General features: G+C 54.4%; 13 protein-coding genes. 12 read left to right on the forward strand and 1 reads right to left on the reverse strand.

Annotated features, from left to right (window positions below; genetic code table 11):
* The first annotated feature begins 11 nt into the window (after nt 1–11).
* The 11 genes from CHH75_RS19935 (at nt 12) to CHH75_RS19985 (ending at nt 13,698) form a co-directional block, all read left to right on the forward strand.
* Complete coding sequence (locus CHH75_RS19935; protein ID WP_095267308.1) at nt 12–1,013, forward strand: ABC transporter ATP-binding protein; 1,002 nt, start codon at nt 12–14, stop codon at nt 1,011–1,013.
* A 175-nt stretch (nt 1,014–1,188) separates the two neighbouring features.
* Complete coding sequence (locus CHH75_RS19940) at nt 1,189–3,159, forward strand: tetratricopeptide repeat protein (RefSeq protein WP_095267309.1); 1,971 nt, start codon at nt 1,189–1,191, stop codon at nt 3,157–3,159.
* A 141-nt stretch (nt 3,160–3,300) separates the two neighbouring features.
* Nucleotides 3,301–3,999 carry a methionine ABC transporter ATP-binding protein gene (locus CHH75_RS19945; protein WP_095267335.1) on the forward strand — a complete coding sequence of 233 codons (699 nt, stop codon included), beginning with the start codon at nt 3,301–3,303 and terminating at the stop codon, nt 3,997–3,999.
* A 5-nt stretch (nt 4,000–4,004) separates the two neighbouring features.
* Nucleotides 4,005–4,706 (forward strand): methionine ABC transporter permease, encoded by a 702-nt coding sequence (locus CHH75_RS19950; protein WP_095267336.1) that lies wholly within the window; start codon nt 4,005–4,007, stop codon nt 4,704–4,706.
* Nucleotides 4,707–4,774: 68 nt separating this feature from the next.
* Nucleotides 4,775–5,614 carry a MetQ/NlpA family ABC transporter substrate-binding protein gene (locus CHH75_RS19955; RefSeq protein WP_095267310.1) on the forward strand — a complete coding sequence of 280 codons (840 nt, stop codon included), beginning with the start codon at nt 4,775–4,777 and terminating at the stop codon, nt 5,612–5,614.
* 139 nt (nt 5,615–5,753) lie between these two features.
* Nucleotides 5,754–6,986 carry a peptidase T gene (gene pepT, locus CHH75_RS19960; protein ID WP_095267311.1) on the forward strand — a complete coding sequence of 411 codons (1,233 nt, stop codon included), beginning with the start codon at nt 5,754–5,756 and terminating at the stop codon, nt 6,984–6,986.
* Nucleotides 6,987–7,250: 264 nt separating this feature from the next.
* Nucleotides 7,251–9,014: a sensor histidine kinase gene (locus CHH75_RS19965; RefSeq protein WP_369680155.1), complete on the forward strand. Its 1,764-nt coding sequence runs from the start codon at nt 7,251–7,253 to the stop codon at nt 9,012–9,014.
* On the forward strand, nt 8,989–9,870 hold the full coding sequence (locus CHH75_RS25615) for a response regulator transcription factor (protein ID WP_095267312.1): 882 nt from the start codon (nt 8,989–8,991) through the stop codon (nt 9,868–9,870). Before CHH75_RS19965 ends, CHH75_RS25615 begins: the two co-directional genes overlap by 26 nt.
* 258 nt (nt 9,871–10,128) lie before the next feature.
* Nucleotides 10,129–11,823, forward strand: a complete 1,695-nt coding sequence (locus CHH75_RS19975) for an extracellular solute-binding protein (RefSeq protein WP_095267313.1) — start codon at nt 10,129–10,131, stop codon at nt 11,821–11,823.
* A gap of 52 nt (nt 11,824–11,875) precedes the next feature.
* Complete coding sequence (locus CHH75_RS19980; protein ID WP_095267314.1) at nt 11,876–12,766, forward strand: ABC transporter permease; 891 nt, start codon at nt 11,876–11,878, stop codon at nt 12,764–12,766.
* A gap of 47 nt (nt 12,767–12,813) precedes the next feature.
* Nucleotides 12,814–13,698 (forward strand): carbohydrate ABC transporter permease, encoded by an 885-nt coding sequence (locus CHH75_RS19985; protein WP_095267315.1) that lies wholly within the window; start codon nt 12,814–12,816, stop codon nt 13,696–13,698.
* A gap of 128 nt (nt 13,699–13,826) precedes the next feature.
* On the opposite strand, the gene CHH75_RS19990 is transcribed toward CHH75_RS19985, so the two are convergent.
* Nucleotides 13,827–14,687 (reverse strand): helix-turn-helix transcriptional regulator, encoded by an 861-nt coding sequence (locus tag CHH75_RS19990; RefSeq protein WP_095267316.1) that lies wholly within the window; start codon nt 14,685–14,687, stop codon nt 13,827–13,829.
* Nucleotides 14,688–14,907: 220 nt separating this feature from the next.
* Here CHH75_RS19990 and melA point away from each other — a divergent pair, with 220 nt between their 5' ends.
* On the forward strand, nt 14,908–16,206 hold the full coding sequence (melA, locus tag CHH75_RS19995; RefSeq protein WP_095267317.1) for an alpha-glucosidase/alpha-galactosidase: 1,299 nt from the start codon (nt 14,908–14,910) through the stop codon (nt 16,204–16,206).
* Nucleotides 16,207–16,280: the final 74 nt, after the last annotated feature.

A 16,280-nucleotide genomic window follows, 5' to 3' on the forward strand; every position in this document is an offset into this window, starting at 1 on the left:
AGGAGAACGTGATGATCGAAGTGAGCAATATACGCAAGGAATTCAGAACACCGGTTGTGAAGCAGGGGCGCTTCTCGGGCCTGCGCACGCTGTTTACAAGGGAATATCGGCTGAAGGAGGCGGTCCGGGGCATCAGCTTTCAGGTGGAAGAAGGCGAATTTGTAGGCTATATCGGTCCGAACGGGGCCGGAAAATCGACAACGATCAAAATGCTGACGGGTATTCTGCACCCGACCTCGGGCCATGTGTCCATCGGAGGCCTGAGCCCGCATAAGGCCCGGCGCGAGGTCGTAAGAAATCTCGGCGTGGTGTTCGGGCAGCGGAGCCAGCTGTGGTGGGACCTTCCGGTGATAGACTCGTTTGATATTCTGGCCCGGATGTACGGGGTCAGGGAAACGGAGAAGGTGAAGCGCATGCGGCAGTTCGCGGAGCTGCTGGATTTGGAGTCGTTCTGGGCGACCCCGGTGCGGAAGCTGTCTCTGGGCCAGCGCATGCGCGCCGATCTCGCCGCTGCGATGCTCCACGATCCGGACGTGCTGTTTCTGGACGAGCCGACGATTGGCCTGGACGTCAACGCCAAGCGGAATATCCGGCAATTTTTGAAGCGTCTCAACACCGAGTTTGGCAAAACAATTCTGCTGACCACGCATGATATGGATGATATTGAACAGCTGTGCCGGCGCGTTATGGTGATTAATGACGGTCAGCTGTCCTATGACGGCACGGTCCGGTCGCTGCGGGATACGATTGGGCTGCCCACCGTCATTACGGTCACCTATCGGGGAGCTTTTCACATTCCCGAAGGCTACCGCATAAGCAAAGAGGCATCTGAACCCGAGCTGCCGATTCGGCTGAACATTATAGCGGTGGAGGATCATACCGTAACGATTGAGGTGAACCGGAAGGAGATTCATACGCTGGATATTCTGAATCTGCTGGCGCAATGGGGCGAACTGGCCGACGTTGACATGCAGGACCCGGATTTCGAGGACGTCATTCATAAGGTGTATTAGAATCATCCTATGGACAATTTGGGCAATCTTGTACTATATAATAGAACAGGCGAGAGAATGGGGAACCGCACAGGTTCCTCTTTACTTTTTGGTAAAAAACGTCATACAGTATAGAGACTAGACGCAAACAGGACAAACGGGAGCCTGACTGACTATATTAAAAGGGTGACGCACCATGAAGATAATGAAACGAATCTGGGTTGTTATCGGCAAGCATTATCACAAGAAACGGAACTGGGATCAGGCCTTGCACTATTTGCGCCGGGGCGAAAGCGCCATCACCAGCTTTGAGGATAAGATTCAGTATGCCAATCTGCTTCATCATAACGGTCATTCCGAGCAAGCGCTCGCTTATCTTGACGGAGTCATCGAAACGAGCGGCAGCAGCCGCGCTTATGAGCTCCGGGCTCATGTTTTGCGTGAACTGAACAGGGATGAAGAAGCCCTCCAGGATTTGAACCAGGCGCTTGGGCTGAACAAGGATCATTACCTCACCTGGTATACCCGGGGAATTACCAATAGAGATTTAGGGCACTATGACGAGGCCATCCGGGATCTGAAGGAGAGCATCAAGCGTGAAGATGCGAGCACCGTTACCTCTACCTATTATGAGCTGGGAATGGCCTACTACGATAGCGGGAACCCGGCGGAGGCGGTGAACTGTTTGCGGCAGAGTGTCGTCCGGCCGGATCGGGCCGTCCCGTTATACTATTACCGGCTGGCCGTCTCGCTCGGCTTGACCGGTCAGGTTCAGGAAGCGATTGAGGTGCTGCTGGAAGGAATCCGGCTTGCCGATCGGTATGCAGCCGCTGACGACGGTGGTTATGCCTTGTTCGCGAGTAGCTCGAATTACAGCCTCGATGCATTTGAGTCGTTCCAGCAGGAGATGGAGGAGGCTCAATTCTTCCGGCCGGCGATGGCGGAGCTTTATGTGCAGCTGGAGAATTGGGAACAGGCGGAGAAGTATATCACGGAAGCGATCGTGATGTATCCGGAAGACCACGAGCTGTATTTGAAGCGGGCAGCAATCCGCGCCAAAGCAGGCTGGAGAGCGAAGGCCGAGGCCGATCTGGAGCATGTGATCCAGGCTGCACCGGCGGACTATCGGGGCTATTTCGAACTGGCCAGAATGTACCGCGCAGAAGATCAGGAGGATCGGGCCTTCGAGTTAATCCGCAAGCTGTATGACCGGCTGCCTGAGCATCCGCTGGTGTGCTACTGGATGGCGGATGGCTATTATCGGCTGGGACGCAACGAGGAAGCGCTGGCGATGAACAACAAGCTGCTTGAGCTTGAGGATGACGATGCGCCGAATTATGTTCAGCGCGCCAACATTGGCATCGAGCTGTATGATCTGCCTTTGGCGGAAGCGGCGCTCAGACAGGCCCTTGAGCTTCAGGATGACGCCGAGTTTCACAACAAGCTGAGCTATGTCCTGTATTTGCAGGGGCGCAATGAAGAGGCGCTGATCGAGCTGCAGGAAGCTGCGAGGCTGGATGAAGACTTTGCGGATCATCCGACTTTCTTGACCGGAAGCGGACATATCTATAAGGAGATGAAGCTGTGGGATCTGGCGATTGATGCATATTCCCGCGCGATTGAGATCGTGCCTGGCAGTCCCAAGTTTTATGAGTTCCGGGCCGTCTGCTTTATCGAAACGGGACAGCTGGAGCGGGCGCTGGCCGATTGCTCGCAGGGGCTTGAGCTTGATCCGGAATTTGGCAGCTTGTACAGCCTGCGCAGCGGCGTCTATTACTCCATGCTCGACTATGCCCGGGCCAGGGAGGACACAATGAAATTTCTGTCGCTGGCGCCGGGGCATCCGGGCGCATACTTCCGTCTGGGTCAGATTCTCTACAAGGACAACGAGGAAGAAGAGGCGCTGAACGCCTTCAACCAGGTGCTGGAGATTATCCCGGATCACGCAGAGACCTATTTGTACAAAGCCTACATCTATTACCATCAATTCGAGATGGAAGATGCAGTTCAGGCGATTGTGAACTGGAGTCTCCATCTGGACAAGGAGATGCCGCCCGCACAGAAGGTCGAAGCGATCGAGGCGCTTGAAGGATTTGAGGAGGACATATTGAGCCGTGCAGTCGAGCGGCTGACCGGCATGTATGGCCAGCAGCTGTATTTATCCTGAAGTTTGGATGAACGAATGAACACCTGCCGTTTAATTTGTGGTATGATTCTATATGTTGCTCAAGCAATTACGCTCGCTGGCCGCAAGGCCGGGCGGGCTTTCTTCATGTTAGCACGGCGGCCAAGAAAGGGAGGGATTCTTCTGATATCGCTGCACAATGTCAGCAAAAGCTTTGTTACCGGGGGAACCCGCCATCAGGCGGTCGAGCCGGTATCACTTCATATTGAGGAAGGCAGCGTTCACGGCATTATCGGCACCAGCGGGGCAGGGAAATCGACGCTGCTGCGCATGATCAATGTGCTGGAGCGGCCCGATTCCGGTCAAGTTATGGTGAACGGGCAGGACCTGACACTGCTGGGAGAGCGGCAGCTGAGGGAAGCCAGAAGAGCGATCGGCATGATCTTTCAGCAATTCCAGCTGGTCAGCAACCGCACCGTGCTTGGCAATGTGGCTATGCCGCTTGAGCTGGCCAGGATGCCGAAGGCGGAGCGGATGAAGCGCGCTGCCGAGGTGCTGAAGTATGTCGGGCTTGAAGATAAGGCGAAGCATTACCCTTCACAGCTCAGCGGAGGCCAGAAGCAGCGGGTTGCGATTGCCCGGGCGCTGGCCAATTACCCGAAGGTGCTTCTATGCGATGAACCTACCTCTTCGCTTGACCCGAGGACGACGGCGGACATTCTATCGGTGCTGCAGGATATCAACCTTCAGCTTGGGGTGACGATTGTGATCGTGTCCCACGAAATGGATGTGGTAAACCGCATTTGTGATCATATATCGGTGATGGAGAGCGGACGATTGGTGACGACTTATCCGGTTGTGAAAGAGGGAGACCCGACATGAATGGGATGCAATTGGACGTTGTTCAGTATTTGCATGATTTCATGGCCCATGTGATGCCGTACCAGAAGGAAATCTGGCATGCGATTGGGGAGACGTTCGTGATGGTGGGCATTTCGATTGCCGCTGCGCTATGCCTGGGCCTTCCGGTCGGAACGCTGCTGTTCCTATGCCGCAAGGGTCAGCTGTACGAGAATCGTGCGGTGTTTTCCATCGTCAACGGTCTGGTGAACATCATCCGCTCCTTTCCGTTTCTGCTGCTCGTGGTGGCCATGATTCCGATCACCCGCATGATCGTTGGCACATCGCTGGGCACGGTAGCTGCGGCGGTGCCGCTATCCGTTGTAGCGATTGCCACCTATTCCAGACTGGTGGAGCAGTCGCTGCTCGAAGTGCCGAAGGAGGTTATCGAGGCCGCATCCTCCATGGGTGCTTCCACCCTGCAGCTGATCATCAAGTTTCTGTATGTCGAGGCGCGGTCCGGACTGACGCTGGGCCTCACCACATCGACAATCAGCTTTATTTCCTACTCCACCGTGATGGGTATCGTCGGGGGCGGCGGTGTCGGGGACTTTGCCATCCGCTATGGATACCAGCGATTCGAGAATGAGCTCATGGTATTTACGATTATCGTCATGATCATACTGGTACAATCCATCCAGTTTGGCGGCAGCCTGGCCGCAAGGCTGCTGGATAAGAGAAGGGCCTGATAAGGGGCCGTGATACAACGAAGCGAGAGCAATCGCGATATTTTTATAAACTTGGGGGTTAGATCAACATGAAATATAAAGCACTTGCACTATTTATGTCCGTGATGCTGGTTCTGGCCGGCTGCGGGCAACAGCCTGCAGAAGAGGGAACATCCGGCAGCGACGGCGCAGAATCCGCGCCTGCACAACCTGTGAAGCTGAAGGTTGCATCGCTCATTCCGCCGATGACGGAAGTGCTCGATCTGGTGAAACCGAAGCTTCAGGAGGAGGGCATTGAGCTGGAGGTCGTTATTTTGTCGGATAACGTGCAGCCGAACAATGCGCTTGCCAACAAGGAAGTGGATGCGAACTTCTTCCAGCATGTGCCGTACATGGAAGAGTACAACGCCAACAACGGCTCCGAGCTCGTGCCTGTAGTTCCGATCTACAACGCGGTATTCGGAGCATATTCGAAGCGTTACAGCGATATTGAGGAGCTGCCGGACGGTGCGACAATCGCCATTCCGAACGATCCTTCCAACATTGGCCGCTCCCTGGTCATGTTCGAGAAGGAAGGGCTGATCAAGCTCAAGGAGGGTGTCGGCATTAAGGCGACCCAGGCAGACATTGTCGAGAACAACAGAAACTTCAAGTTCCAGGAAGTCGATCTGCTGATGCTGGCGCGCACGCTGGACGATGTGGACATGGTGGCGATGACACCGGCCTATGCGAAGCCGCTCGGCTTGACGCCGAACAAGGATGCGCTCATTACGGAGGGCAATGATTCGGCGTTTACGATCACGTTGATCGCACGCAAGGATAACGTCGATTCCGAGCCGATTCAGAAGCTGGCCGAAGCCATGACGAGCCCGGAAGTGAAAGCCTTCTTCGAAGAGAATTATTCGGATATTGCGCTTCCTGCATTTTAAGGAATGTCTGTGCAGCCGTACCCTAAGAAACAGGGCGCGGCTGCTTTTTAATGTCCATCATGGATTATGGTATACTCATTTTGATTGATGAAGCCGGGGTCACATATAGAAGCCCTAAACCGTAATAGGAGTTGAGAGTATGAAAAACGAAGTAATCGACAGACTCGTGAGGTACGCCCAGGTGGATACACAATCGGACGAGAACAGCAGCACCTGCCCTTCCACTCCGGGACAGCTGACGCTGGCTCGCATGCTGGTGGAAGAACTGAAGGAGATCGGCATGCAGGAAGTGACCATGGACGAGAACGGCTATGTGATGGCAACCCTTCCGGCGAACACGGACAAGGATGTGCCGACGATCGGGTTCCTTGCCCACGTGGATACAGCCACTGACTTTACCGGAGCGGGTGTAAAGCCACAGATCGTGGACAGTTATGATGGCGGGGATATCGTACTTAACGAGGGGCAGCAGGTGATTCTTTCCCCTAAAGACTTCCCCGAGCTGGCACGCTACAAGGGGCATACGCTGATTACAACCGACGGCACGACGCTGCTGGGCGCTGACGACAAGGCCGGAATTGCCGAGATCATGACGGCGATGGCCTACTTGATTCAGCATCCGGAGCTGAAGCACGGCCGGATTCGCGTAGGCTTTACGCCTGATGAGGAGATTGGCCGGGGGCCGCACAAGTTCGATGTGGAAGGCTTTGGCGCCAAGTATGCGTATACGATGGACGGCGGCCCGCTTGGAGAGCTGCAATATGAAAGCTTCAATGCCGCGGCAGCCCTGGTGACGTGCAAGGGCAAAAATGTTCATCCTGGCACGGCAAAAGACAAAATGGTGAACGCCGCCAAAATCGCCATGGAACTGCATGGCATGCTCCCGGCAGGCGAGGCGCCGGAGTTTACGGAGGGCTATGAGGGCTTCTATCATCTCACTTCCATTGAAGGCGATGTAGAGCTGACCGAGCTCCGGTATATTATCCGCGATCATGATCGGGAGCGTTTTGAAGCAAGGAAGAGCACACTGGCCTCCATCGTGGAGCAGCTCCAGCGCAAGTATGGCGAAGAGCGGATTATACTTCAGATGCGCGATCAGTATTACAATATGAGAGAGAAGATTGAGCCTGTAAAAGAAGTGGTGGACATTGCCCAGACCGCGATGGAGAAGCTTGGCATCAAGCCGATCATCGAACCGGTTCGCGGGGGAACCGACGGCTCGCAGCTGTCTTATATGGGATTGCCGACACCGAATATTTTCACCGGCGGCGAGAACTTTCACGGGCGATTCGAGTACATATCCGCCGACAATATGGTGCTGGCGGTGAAGACCATAATCGAAATCGTGCAGCTGTATGAAGCGCAGGCCTAAGCCTGCAGCGTATAGGAAGCAGCGGAGCAGCTGTGCCCCGCAGCCTGCTTAAAGGAAGGATATCGCAGCGGTGTAAGCCCGGGAGCGGCATCGAAGCATACAGCTTCGGTGCCGCGTACCCGGGCTTTTTCTATGAGTCTCCTTTTCGCGGAGGAGCGGACAGAATCGGCGCGATGATATGTTCTGATTGCGGGGTGCGCTGAAGTCATGCCATGATAGCTGTACACGATCGCAAGGGAGTGATGCCGAAATATGTCGTTCAAAATGATGAAAGCGCTGTCTCGAGGAGCCCCGATCTCACTGACGTTGAAGAAACGAATCCTGATGATTTTTACCGCAAGCACGTTAATCCCCTTTATTAGTACAGCGTTTGTGTCGTACAACGCCATTACCTCCATCCAGAACACCAAGCTGCAGTCCAGCATTGAGAGCAATCTCCGGCAGGTTCAGCTGTCGCTGGAGACCACGATCAGCAACCTGAATCATGTATCCCAGCAGCTTGCATATCAAGGCAGCATCGGCAAGCAGCTGGAACAGTTTCTGCTGGAAAGAGAGCCTTACGGGCGCATCTGGCGCACCGAAGATATCAAGACGCAGCTCAATCTGATCACTTTTACCAATCCGAATATCGGGCTTACCACCTATTATTTCAGCCAGAGCGGCGCGACGCTGTTCGAGAATTCTGATGTCAAGGACACGTTTAATCTGGAGTCTCTTCCGCTCTTGGCACGATATTATACCATTTCCTATTACGGGCCTCATATTAGCCAGGACGTCCTCAGCAACCAATATGTGCTGTCAGCGCTGCGCAAGGTGGAGCTCCCGGAGTACGATGATATTTACGTCTATGTGGAATCCGGCTTCAAGCTTACGCAGAACATTCTGGAGACCGACAGAATTGGCAAGCATATGGGACATTTGATCCTCGACAATGACGGGCGCATCTCGTTCAGCGAAGTGCAGGATGTGTTTCCGGAGAATATGCGTCTCCCCGAAATGATAACCGACTCCTCCGGCGTATATAACGGCTATTATTGGAATAAAAGTACCAGCAATCAGGGCTGGAGCATCGTCTCATTGATTCCGGCCGCGGATTACAATGCCGAGCGGAACCTGTGGCTGCTTCAGATGGGAGGACTTTCGGCGCTGTTCGGTGCGGTCAGTCTGGGGCTCGCCTGGCTGCTATGGGCAATGGTGTACCACCCGCTGCGCAAATTCCAGGCTGAGATCAAGCATATGACAGATAACAGCTATCGTCCGGCTGATGAGAAGGCTGCCGCTCGCATTCCGGAATTCGAGCATGTGCTTCGGCAGTTTCGGCGGATGAAGGCGCAGATTGCCGAGCTGTTCGCAGACGTGGAGCGGAAGGAGAAGCGGAGAGCTGACCTTGAAATCGAGAAGCTGCTGTACCAGATTAATCCGCATTTTCTAATGAATACGCTGGATACGGCTCATTGGCTGGCCGTTATGAATGGGCAGGAGGAAATCGACCGGCTCGTAACGTCGCTGAACAAGCTGCTGTATTATAACCTGGGCAAGCTTGGCAAGATTTCAACGATTGGCGAAGAGATCGAATCCCTCAGAGCTTATCTGACACTACAGCAAATCCGATACGATTTTCGGTTTGACGTTCATATTCATGCGGATGAAGCGCTCCTGGATACGCCGGTTCCACGGTTCATCCTCCAGCCGCTCGTAGAAAATGCCCTCTACCACGGCCTGAAGGATGACGGCCGGATTGAGGTGGAAGTGCGTCCGGACGGGGAGATGGCCGAAATCGCCATCCGGGACAATGGCATGGGCATTCCGGAGGCGGCGCTGCGCAGGCTGCTGGAGCAGGAGGAAGCCGATCATGAGAAGGTTGGCATGGGCATTGGATTGAACTATGTGAAGCGGATGCTGGCCGCACATTACGAAGGGCAGGCCGTGCTGAATCTGGACAGCATGAGCGGTCAAGGCACGACCGTTGTACTGCGGCTGCCGATGACAGGAGGGGATCGGGATGATGAAAGTATTGATTGTGGATGACGACAAGCTGGTGCGTAAAGGGCTGCTCTCTGCCATGCCGTGGACAAGCTTCAGCATGGAGGTGGTGCATGATGCAGCGAGCGGCGAGAAAGCGCTGGAATGGCTTGAAGGTAACGAGGCCGACATTCTGTTCACGGATCTGGCGATGCCGGTCATGTCCGGCATCGAATTGATGCGGGAGGTGCGGCGCCTGTATCCTGAGATGTATATCGTTGTGCTGACGCTGCATCAGAACTTTGAATATGTACAGGAGGCGCTGAGGCTCGGCGCCATCGATTATATAGCGAAAATTCAGCTGGAGAAGGAGCATTTTGAGGAGGTGCTGGGTCGGATTCGGAAGCGAATCGCAGAGGAAGAGGCGAAGCGTTATGACGGGGCCGCTCGTGATCCTGGCCATTCCTCATCCCGGATGCAGCAGCCCGAGACAGTGAACATCGGGTCTGCCCAGCCGCAGCTGCCACAGCTGCCGCAAGAAGGGCAGGGACACAAGTATTCCCCCGAGGTGGTCGAGAGCATTCGAGCCGCGGTGGCCATCATGCACGCAGAGCTTGATCAGCCGCTCTATGCCGTTGACGTATCCAGGCGGGTCAACATGAGCAGAAGCTATTTCAATCAGTGCTTCAAGGATCTGGTGGGTCAGCCCTTCAATGATTACTTACGCTGGTGCCGGATTGAGCAGGCGAAGGTGTACCTGAGGGAAACATCCAAGCCGATTCCGTGGATTGCCGGAAGAACGGGTTATCTGGATGAGAAGTACTTCAGCAGAGTGTTCCGGCGACTCACCTCGATGCTGCCCAGCGAGTACCGCCAACACTGCCGAAGCCACCGTTCCGCTCCAGTTGATGAACGATTATGACTAGCGGGAAGCTAAGGAACCCGACCCATGAAGCTCTTCATCGGCTTCCGGGGAGGCGGAAGGTTAGACATCTGACCGATAAGAGGGGGAGATTTGACCGGCATCAGGAAAGGGGCTGTAAATGCTCGTATTTTTCGTTCATATCTCACCCTGGATTGACGCCATCCATCCAACTTAAAGCGCTTTCATATATGTTAACTTGGATACAGGTATTCAAACATACTCATCTGTTGATTTCGAAGGGGGAGGAATGAAGGGATGAAAAAGGTAGGTTTGCTTGGATTAACACTGTTGCTTGTGTTCCTGACGGCTTGCAGCGGAGGCGGCAGCAGTACTGGTCCTGCATCCGCGGGTGCGGATGGCGGCGGGGCGGTGAAGGAGGAGACGCCCGATCCGTTCGGAAAGTATGAGGAGACGATTACGCTGACGTACGGCAAATCGGTGGATGCTACGGATAAAAGCTTGCCGGTTGGCGATACACCCGAGACCAATCAGTATTCCCGTTACGTCAAGGACATGCTGAACATAGACACCAAGGTGTCCTGGCAGGCGGCTTCGGGGCCCAACTACGATCAGAAGGTGAATCTGTCCATCTCCAGCAACGATCTGCCGGATGCGCTGGTCGTGAATGACATGCAGCTCAGGCAGATGGTGAAGGCGGGCCAGCTGGCTGACCTGACTGACATCTATGATCGTTACGCTTCGCCCAGCATGAAAAGCTTCATTGAAAAAACCGGCGGCATCGCCGCTCAGTCCGTCACATTCGATGGCAAAATGTATGCCATTCCAAGCGTGCAGGTGCATGCGGATGGCGTGCATCAGCTCTGGATTCGCAAGGATTGGCTGGATAAGCTCGGCCTGGAGCCGCCCCGGACGATCGATGATCTTGAAAAAGTAGCGGAGGCTTTTGTTACCCAAGACCCGGATGGCAACGGGAAGGACGACACCATCGGCATTTCCGGACCGGAAAGCGGCGGCCTGCTGTACGCTCATTTCCTGGCTTCAACGAACAACCTGTACGGGCTTGATCCTGTGTTTGGCGCCTTCCGGGCTTACCCGGGCTTCTGGATCGAAGGTGAGGACGGAGATCCGGTATACGGCTCAATACTGCCGGAAACGAAGGAGGCGCTCGGCAAGCTGCGTGACTGGTATGCGAAAGGGCTGATCGACCGGGAGATCGGCGTCCGTAAGGATGCCCATGAGCCGGTCAAAAGCGGTCAGTCCGGCATCTTCTTCGCTCCGTGGTGGATGGGCTACGGTCCGCTGCCCGATGCGATCAAGAATGACCCGGATGCCAACTGGCAGGCCTATCTGCTTCCACTGGATTCGGAAGGTCAGTTTAATGCCCGGATGGGCACATCTTCCACCCAGTTCGTGGTCGTCCGGAAAGACTATGAACATCCGGAGGCCGTGGTCAAAATGCTCAATCTGCTGATACGTGATGAGGCGAAGTTTGATATCAGCGTAGGCATCGGCTACTACCCGCTGCGCGTGCCGCAATCGGCGCCGGATGAGAGCGAATATTCCGCCAAGGCACTGCAGGAAGTGCTGGCCGGCACCAAGACGCCCGAGGATTTCAACGATCCGGGATACAAGCTGCTTGCCGCCGACCTGCAGAATGTCAAAAAAGTGAAAAAAGAGCCGTATGACAACATGGATATCCAGTATTGGGACCCGCAGGCCGACCTTGGCGTATGGAGCCGCCAGTATTCGCTCCTGGTCGGGGCGTCCACACTCCTTGAGGACTATAACAAAGTGTACAGCCTGCTCTATTCCCAAACGAAAACGATGGAATCCCGCTGGACGAACCTGAAAAAGCTGGAGGACGAAACCTTTCTGAAAATTATCGTAGGTGCCGCTCCGCTCGAGGAGTTCGATACGTTTGTTGACAATTGGAAGAAGCAAGGCGGCGACAAAATTACCGAAGAGGTAAAAGAATACATCCAGCAGTAAACCTTCCTGATGAACGTTCGCCTCTGGACGAGGTGAAGGATAGGGGTGACCTATGAACAACCGCAGCTTTTCCAAGCATTACTATTTGATGCTGCTTCCCGGCATGGTTTGGTTGATTCTGATCAGTATTGTGCCGATGTTTGGCATCGTCATCGCGTTTCAGGACTTTAATCCGGGTGCGGGCTTCTTCCGCTCGGCCTGGATTGGGCTTGAAAATTTTGATTATATGTTTGCGCTCTCGGACATACGCTCGATCTTTTTTAACACGGTGTTCATTGCCGTCATGAAGATGGCCGCTCACCTGGTGGTTCCGCTTGTGTTTGCTCTCATGCTCAATGAGCTGCGGCTCGCGCTTATCAAGCGCTGGATTCAGACGATTGTATACTTGCCGCATTTTCTGTCATGGGTCATTCTGGCCGGCATTTTACTGGATATTTTCTCTTTTAGCGGGCCGGTCAACGGACTGCTCAAGGCGCTGGGGTTTGAGCCTGTACTGTTTTTCGCCAATTCGACGCTGTTCCCGTTCATGGTTGTGGCCAGCGATGTGTGGAAGGAATTCGGATTTAACACCATTATCTATTTGGCAGCTCTGACGGGCATCAGCCCGGTGCTGTATGAGGCTGCGGCGATTGACGGGGCCTCGAGGTTCCGCCGGCTCTGGCATGTGACGCTGCCGGGGATTACCACCACGATTGTGCTGCTTGCGGTGCTGAGCCTCGGAAACGTGCTGAATGCGGGCTTTGATCAAATCTTCAACCTGTATAACCCGCTGGTCTACTCGACCGGAGATATTATTGACACATGGGTGTACCGGGAGGGGCTGCTCAATTTGCAGTACGGTCTGGCGACAGCGGTCGGGCTGCTGAAGTCGGTGGTCAGCTTCATCCTGATCATTATCTCGTATGCACTGGCTTCAAGATTCGCGAATTATCGCATCTTCTAAAGGGATCGTATGCGTTCAAGAACAACCTGCAAAGGAGGGATAAAGAGGTGGTCAAGGAATCTACAATCGGCTCCAAAATATTCGATGGGCTTCTTCTTGCCATTCTTCTGCTCATTACCGCACTCTGTCTCGTTCCGCTGATCTATACGCTGGCCGTGTCTCTGAGCGAGAAGTCCGCGGCAGCGGCAGGCAGGGTATGGCTGTGGCCGGTCGGCTTCAATTTCAACTCTTACAAGCAGATTATGGGAGATGGCGCTTTCTTCCGCTCGTTCCTGACCTCCGTTCAACGGGTGGTTCTGGGCGGCATTATTTCCACCGGCATAGGGACGCTGATGGCTTACCCGCTGTCCAAGTCCCCGCGCCAATTCCGGCTGCGCAACGTGTTCATGTGGTTTCTCATCTTTGCGATGCTGTTTAACGGCGGGCTGATTCCGTGGTATATGACGATGAAGTCGCTCGGGCTGATGGACAATATCTGGGCTTTGGTGCTTGGCGGAGGTCTTCCGGTCTTCCATGTCATCCTGATCATTAACTATTTCCGCAATCTGCCCAAGGAGATGGAGGAGGCTGCGCTCGTGGACGGCGCCGGACCGTGGCGGATGCTGTGGAGCGTGTTTGTGCCGCTGGCCGTGCCGGTTCTTGCCACCGTTCTGCTTTTTACCATTGTGTATCACTGGAATGAGTTCTTTCATGGGCTGGTGCTGATGTCCAGACAGGATCATTATCCGCTTCAAACTTATATTCAGCAGCTTGTTGTCATTATCGACGCGGCCAACATGACCGAGGATCAGTACAAGCGGATGAACGAGCTGTCGAATCAGACGCTGAACAGCGCCAAAATTTTCATCGCAATGATTCCCGTGCTCGTGGTGTATCCGTTCTTGCAGCGGTTCTTCATTCACGGCATCACCCTCGGGTCGGTCAAAGAATAAGCAGGGATGGCGGCGCTCCCGGATTTACCCAAGGATTAAGGATTAAGGATTCAGGGGCAACCGTCATCCTTCCTGGTTATGACAGGCTTCTCACCGGCTTCACCGACGGAAGCTGCCCCGGCCCTTCCTTATTCGGACTGCCGCCGATATTCGCTTGGTGTCATGCCGGTCCACTTGCGGAACTGCTTGGAGAAATAAAGGGCGTCGTTAAATCCGACCGAGGCGGCAATCTCGTGAATGGAGAAGGAGGTATTCATCAGGGACTTGGCTTTGTCGATTCTCACCTTCATCAAATACTGCATTGGCGACAGGCCTGTATGCTGCTTGAACAATTTGGACAGATGAGCCCGATGATAGCCAAGCGTCTTGGCCATCTGGTCGATCGACAGCTGCTGATGGTACTGGGTAGATATCCATCGCTCCGCCTGTCGGACCCCTCTTTCAATATCGGAGGTATCCGGCTCGGGCAGCTGCGCGTAATTGAGCATGGCCAGCTTGTGCAGCAGCAATTTCAGCCAGCCCGAGGCTTCGAGATCCTCCAGCCACGGGTAGGCGGACTGGTTGAAGCCCAGCCGGATGTGCTGGTACATAAGCGAAAGGCTGTCCAGTGCTTCCTGACCGCTGCAGCGGATGATCGGCCTGGCTGGCGTAACGCCCATGTCGCTCATGAGCAGAGGGGCTCCTTTCACTTGAAAGGCTACCCACTGGTAGTGCCACGGATTTCGTTCATGCGCCTCATAGCTGAACAGTACGCCCGGCAGAATAACGAAGGTATCCCCGGCCCGGCATGCATGAGACTTGCCTGCGCACTCGAAGAATCCTTCGCCTGACAGCACGGTATGAATGAGGCAGTAATCATGAATCATCGGCCCGACCTTGTGGCGAGGAATGGGTCTGCCTTCACCGCTGAACAGCACAGCCAGATCATGCCCGCCGGGGGCAGGGTTCGTTCCGATTTCATACAGCGTATGATCCGGTGAAATCGACATATACGGGTAAGTCCTCCTTGATGGTGAATGGTGGTGAAGGGCCTCGGCCGGGTGCTGAGAGGCCTGCCGGCGCCTTCCGCATGCTTGACACTAGCTTAGCCAATGAGACGACAAATGTCCATATCGTGATTGTTTTGCTCCATATTCAAAGGAAGCCGATTCCCTTATAGTTAACTTGTGAAAGCGGATTATTCCATAGAATATAGGGAGGAACATAACGATGTCCAAAATTACATTTATCGGAGCAGGAAGTACCGTATTTGCTAAAAACGTGCTGGGCGACTGCATGCAGACGCCTGCTTTGCAAGGGTTCGAGCTGGCTTTGTATGATATCGATCCGGTTCGTCTCCAAGACTCCGAGAACATGCTGAATAATATAAAGAAAACGAGCGGGAGCACTTGTGTCGTCAAATCGTACAGCGACCGCAAGGAAGCGCTGCGCGGTGCCAAATATGTCGTCAATGCCATTCAGGTCGGCGGCTATGATCCTTGTACGATCACGGATTTTGAAGTTCCGAAGAAGTATGGCCTGAGACAGACGATCGCTGATACCGTCGGCATCGGAGGCATCTTCCGGAACCTGCGCACCATCCCCGTCATGATGGATTTTGCCGCTGATATTCGCGAAGTATGTCCGAACGCCCTGTTCCTGAACTACACCAATCCGATGGCGGTGCTAACTAACGCCATGATTACCCTTGGCGGCGTGCAGACCGTAGGACTGTGCCACAGCGTACAGGTATGCGTGCCGGATCTGTTCAAGAACCTGGGCATGGACCCGACAGGCGTTCAGTCCAAAATCGCCGGCATCAACCATATGGCCTGGCTGCTTGAAGTGACGAAGGATGGCGTGGACCTGTATCCGGAGATCAAGCGCCGTGCTGCCGAGAAGCAGAAGGAGAAGCATCACGATATGGTTCGCCTGGAGATGATGCTTAATTTCGGATATTACATTACCGAATCCTCCGAGCATAATGCGGAATATCATCCGTACTTCATCAAGCGCAATTATCCGGAGCTGATTGAGCGCTTTAACATTCCGCTGGATGAGTATCCGCGCCGCTGCGTCAGCCAGATTGAAGAGTGGAAGGCAAGACGTGAGGAACTGGTCAACAACAAGGATCTTGAGCATCATCGTTCCCATGAGTACGCCTCGTATATTATGGAAGCGATAGAGACGAATGTGCCGTTCAAAATCGGAGGCAACGTTATGAACCAAGGGCTCATTACGAACCTGCCGAAGGAAGCTTGCGTGGAGGTGCCGTGCCTGGTGGACGCCAGCGGCGTGACACCTACCTTCGTCGGCGACCTGCCACCGCAATGCGCGGCGCTGAACCGCACCAACATCAACACGCAGCTGCTTACGCTGGAGGCGGCGGCCACAGGCAAGCGGGAGCATATCTACCATGCGGCGATGCTGGACCCGCACACAGCGGCAGAGCTGTCCATAGACGATATCAGAAGTCTCTGTGATGACTTGATTGAAGCGCATGGTGATTGGCTGCCGAAATTCTCTTAATCCTTACATCATGCGAGTGATGGGGCCCGGTCAAGGAGGTATCCTTCAACCGGGCTTTTTTTATGGAATCAGAC

It is taken from the genome of Paenibacillus sp. 7541 (assembly GCF_002276395.1).
GTDB lineage: Bacteria > Bacillota > Bacilli > Paenibacillales > Paenibacillaceae > Paenibacillus_AQ > Paenibacillus_AQ campinasensis.

Coding starts and splice junctions, on each gene's coding strand:
- CHH75_RS19935 (WP_095267308.1), top strand. CDS start 12: ATGATCGAAGTGAGCAATATACGCAAGGAATTCAGAACACCGGTTGTG.
- CHH75_RS19940 (WP_095267309.1), top strand. CDS start 1,189: ATGAAGATAATGAAACGAATCTGGGTTGTTATCGGCAAGCATTATCAC.
- CHH75_RS19950 (WP_095267336.1), top strand. CDS start 4,005: ATGCAATTGGACGTTGTTCAGTATTTGCATGATTTCATGGCCCATGTG.
- CHH75_RS19955 (WP_095267310.1), top strand. CDS start 4,775: ATGAAATATAAAGCACTTGCACTATTTATGTCCGTGATGCTGGTTCTG.
- pepT (WP_095267311.1), top strand. CDS start 5,754: ATGAAAAACGAAGTAATCGACAGACTCGTGAGGTACGCCCAGGTGGAT.
- CHH75_RS19965 (WP_369680155.1), top strand. CDS start 7,251: ATGATGAAAGCGCTGTCTCGAGGAGCCCCGATCTCACTGACGTTGAAG.
- CHH75_RS25615 (WP_095267312.1), top strand. CDS start 8,989: ATGATGAAAGTATTGATTGTGGATGACGACAAGCTGGTGCGTAAAGGG.
- CHH75_RS19975 (WP_095267313.1), top strand. CDS start 10,129: ATGAAAAAGGTAGGTTTGCTTGGATTAACACTGTTGCTTGTGTTCCTG.
- CHH75_RS19980 (WP_095267314.1), top strand. CDS start 11,876: ATGAACAACCGCAGCTTTTCCAAGCATTACTATTTGATGCTGCTTCCC.
- CHH75_RS19990 (WP_095267316.1), bottom strand. CDS start 14,687: ATGTCGATTTCACCGGATCATACGCTGTATGAAATCGGAACGAACCCT.
- melA (WP_095267317.1), top strand. CDS start 14,908: ATGTCCAAAATTACATTTATCGGAGCAGGAAGTACCGTATTTGCTAAA.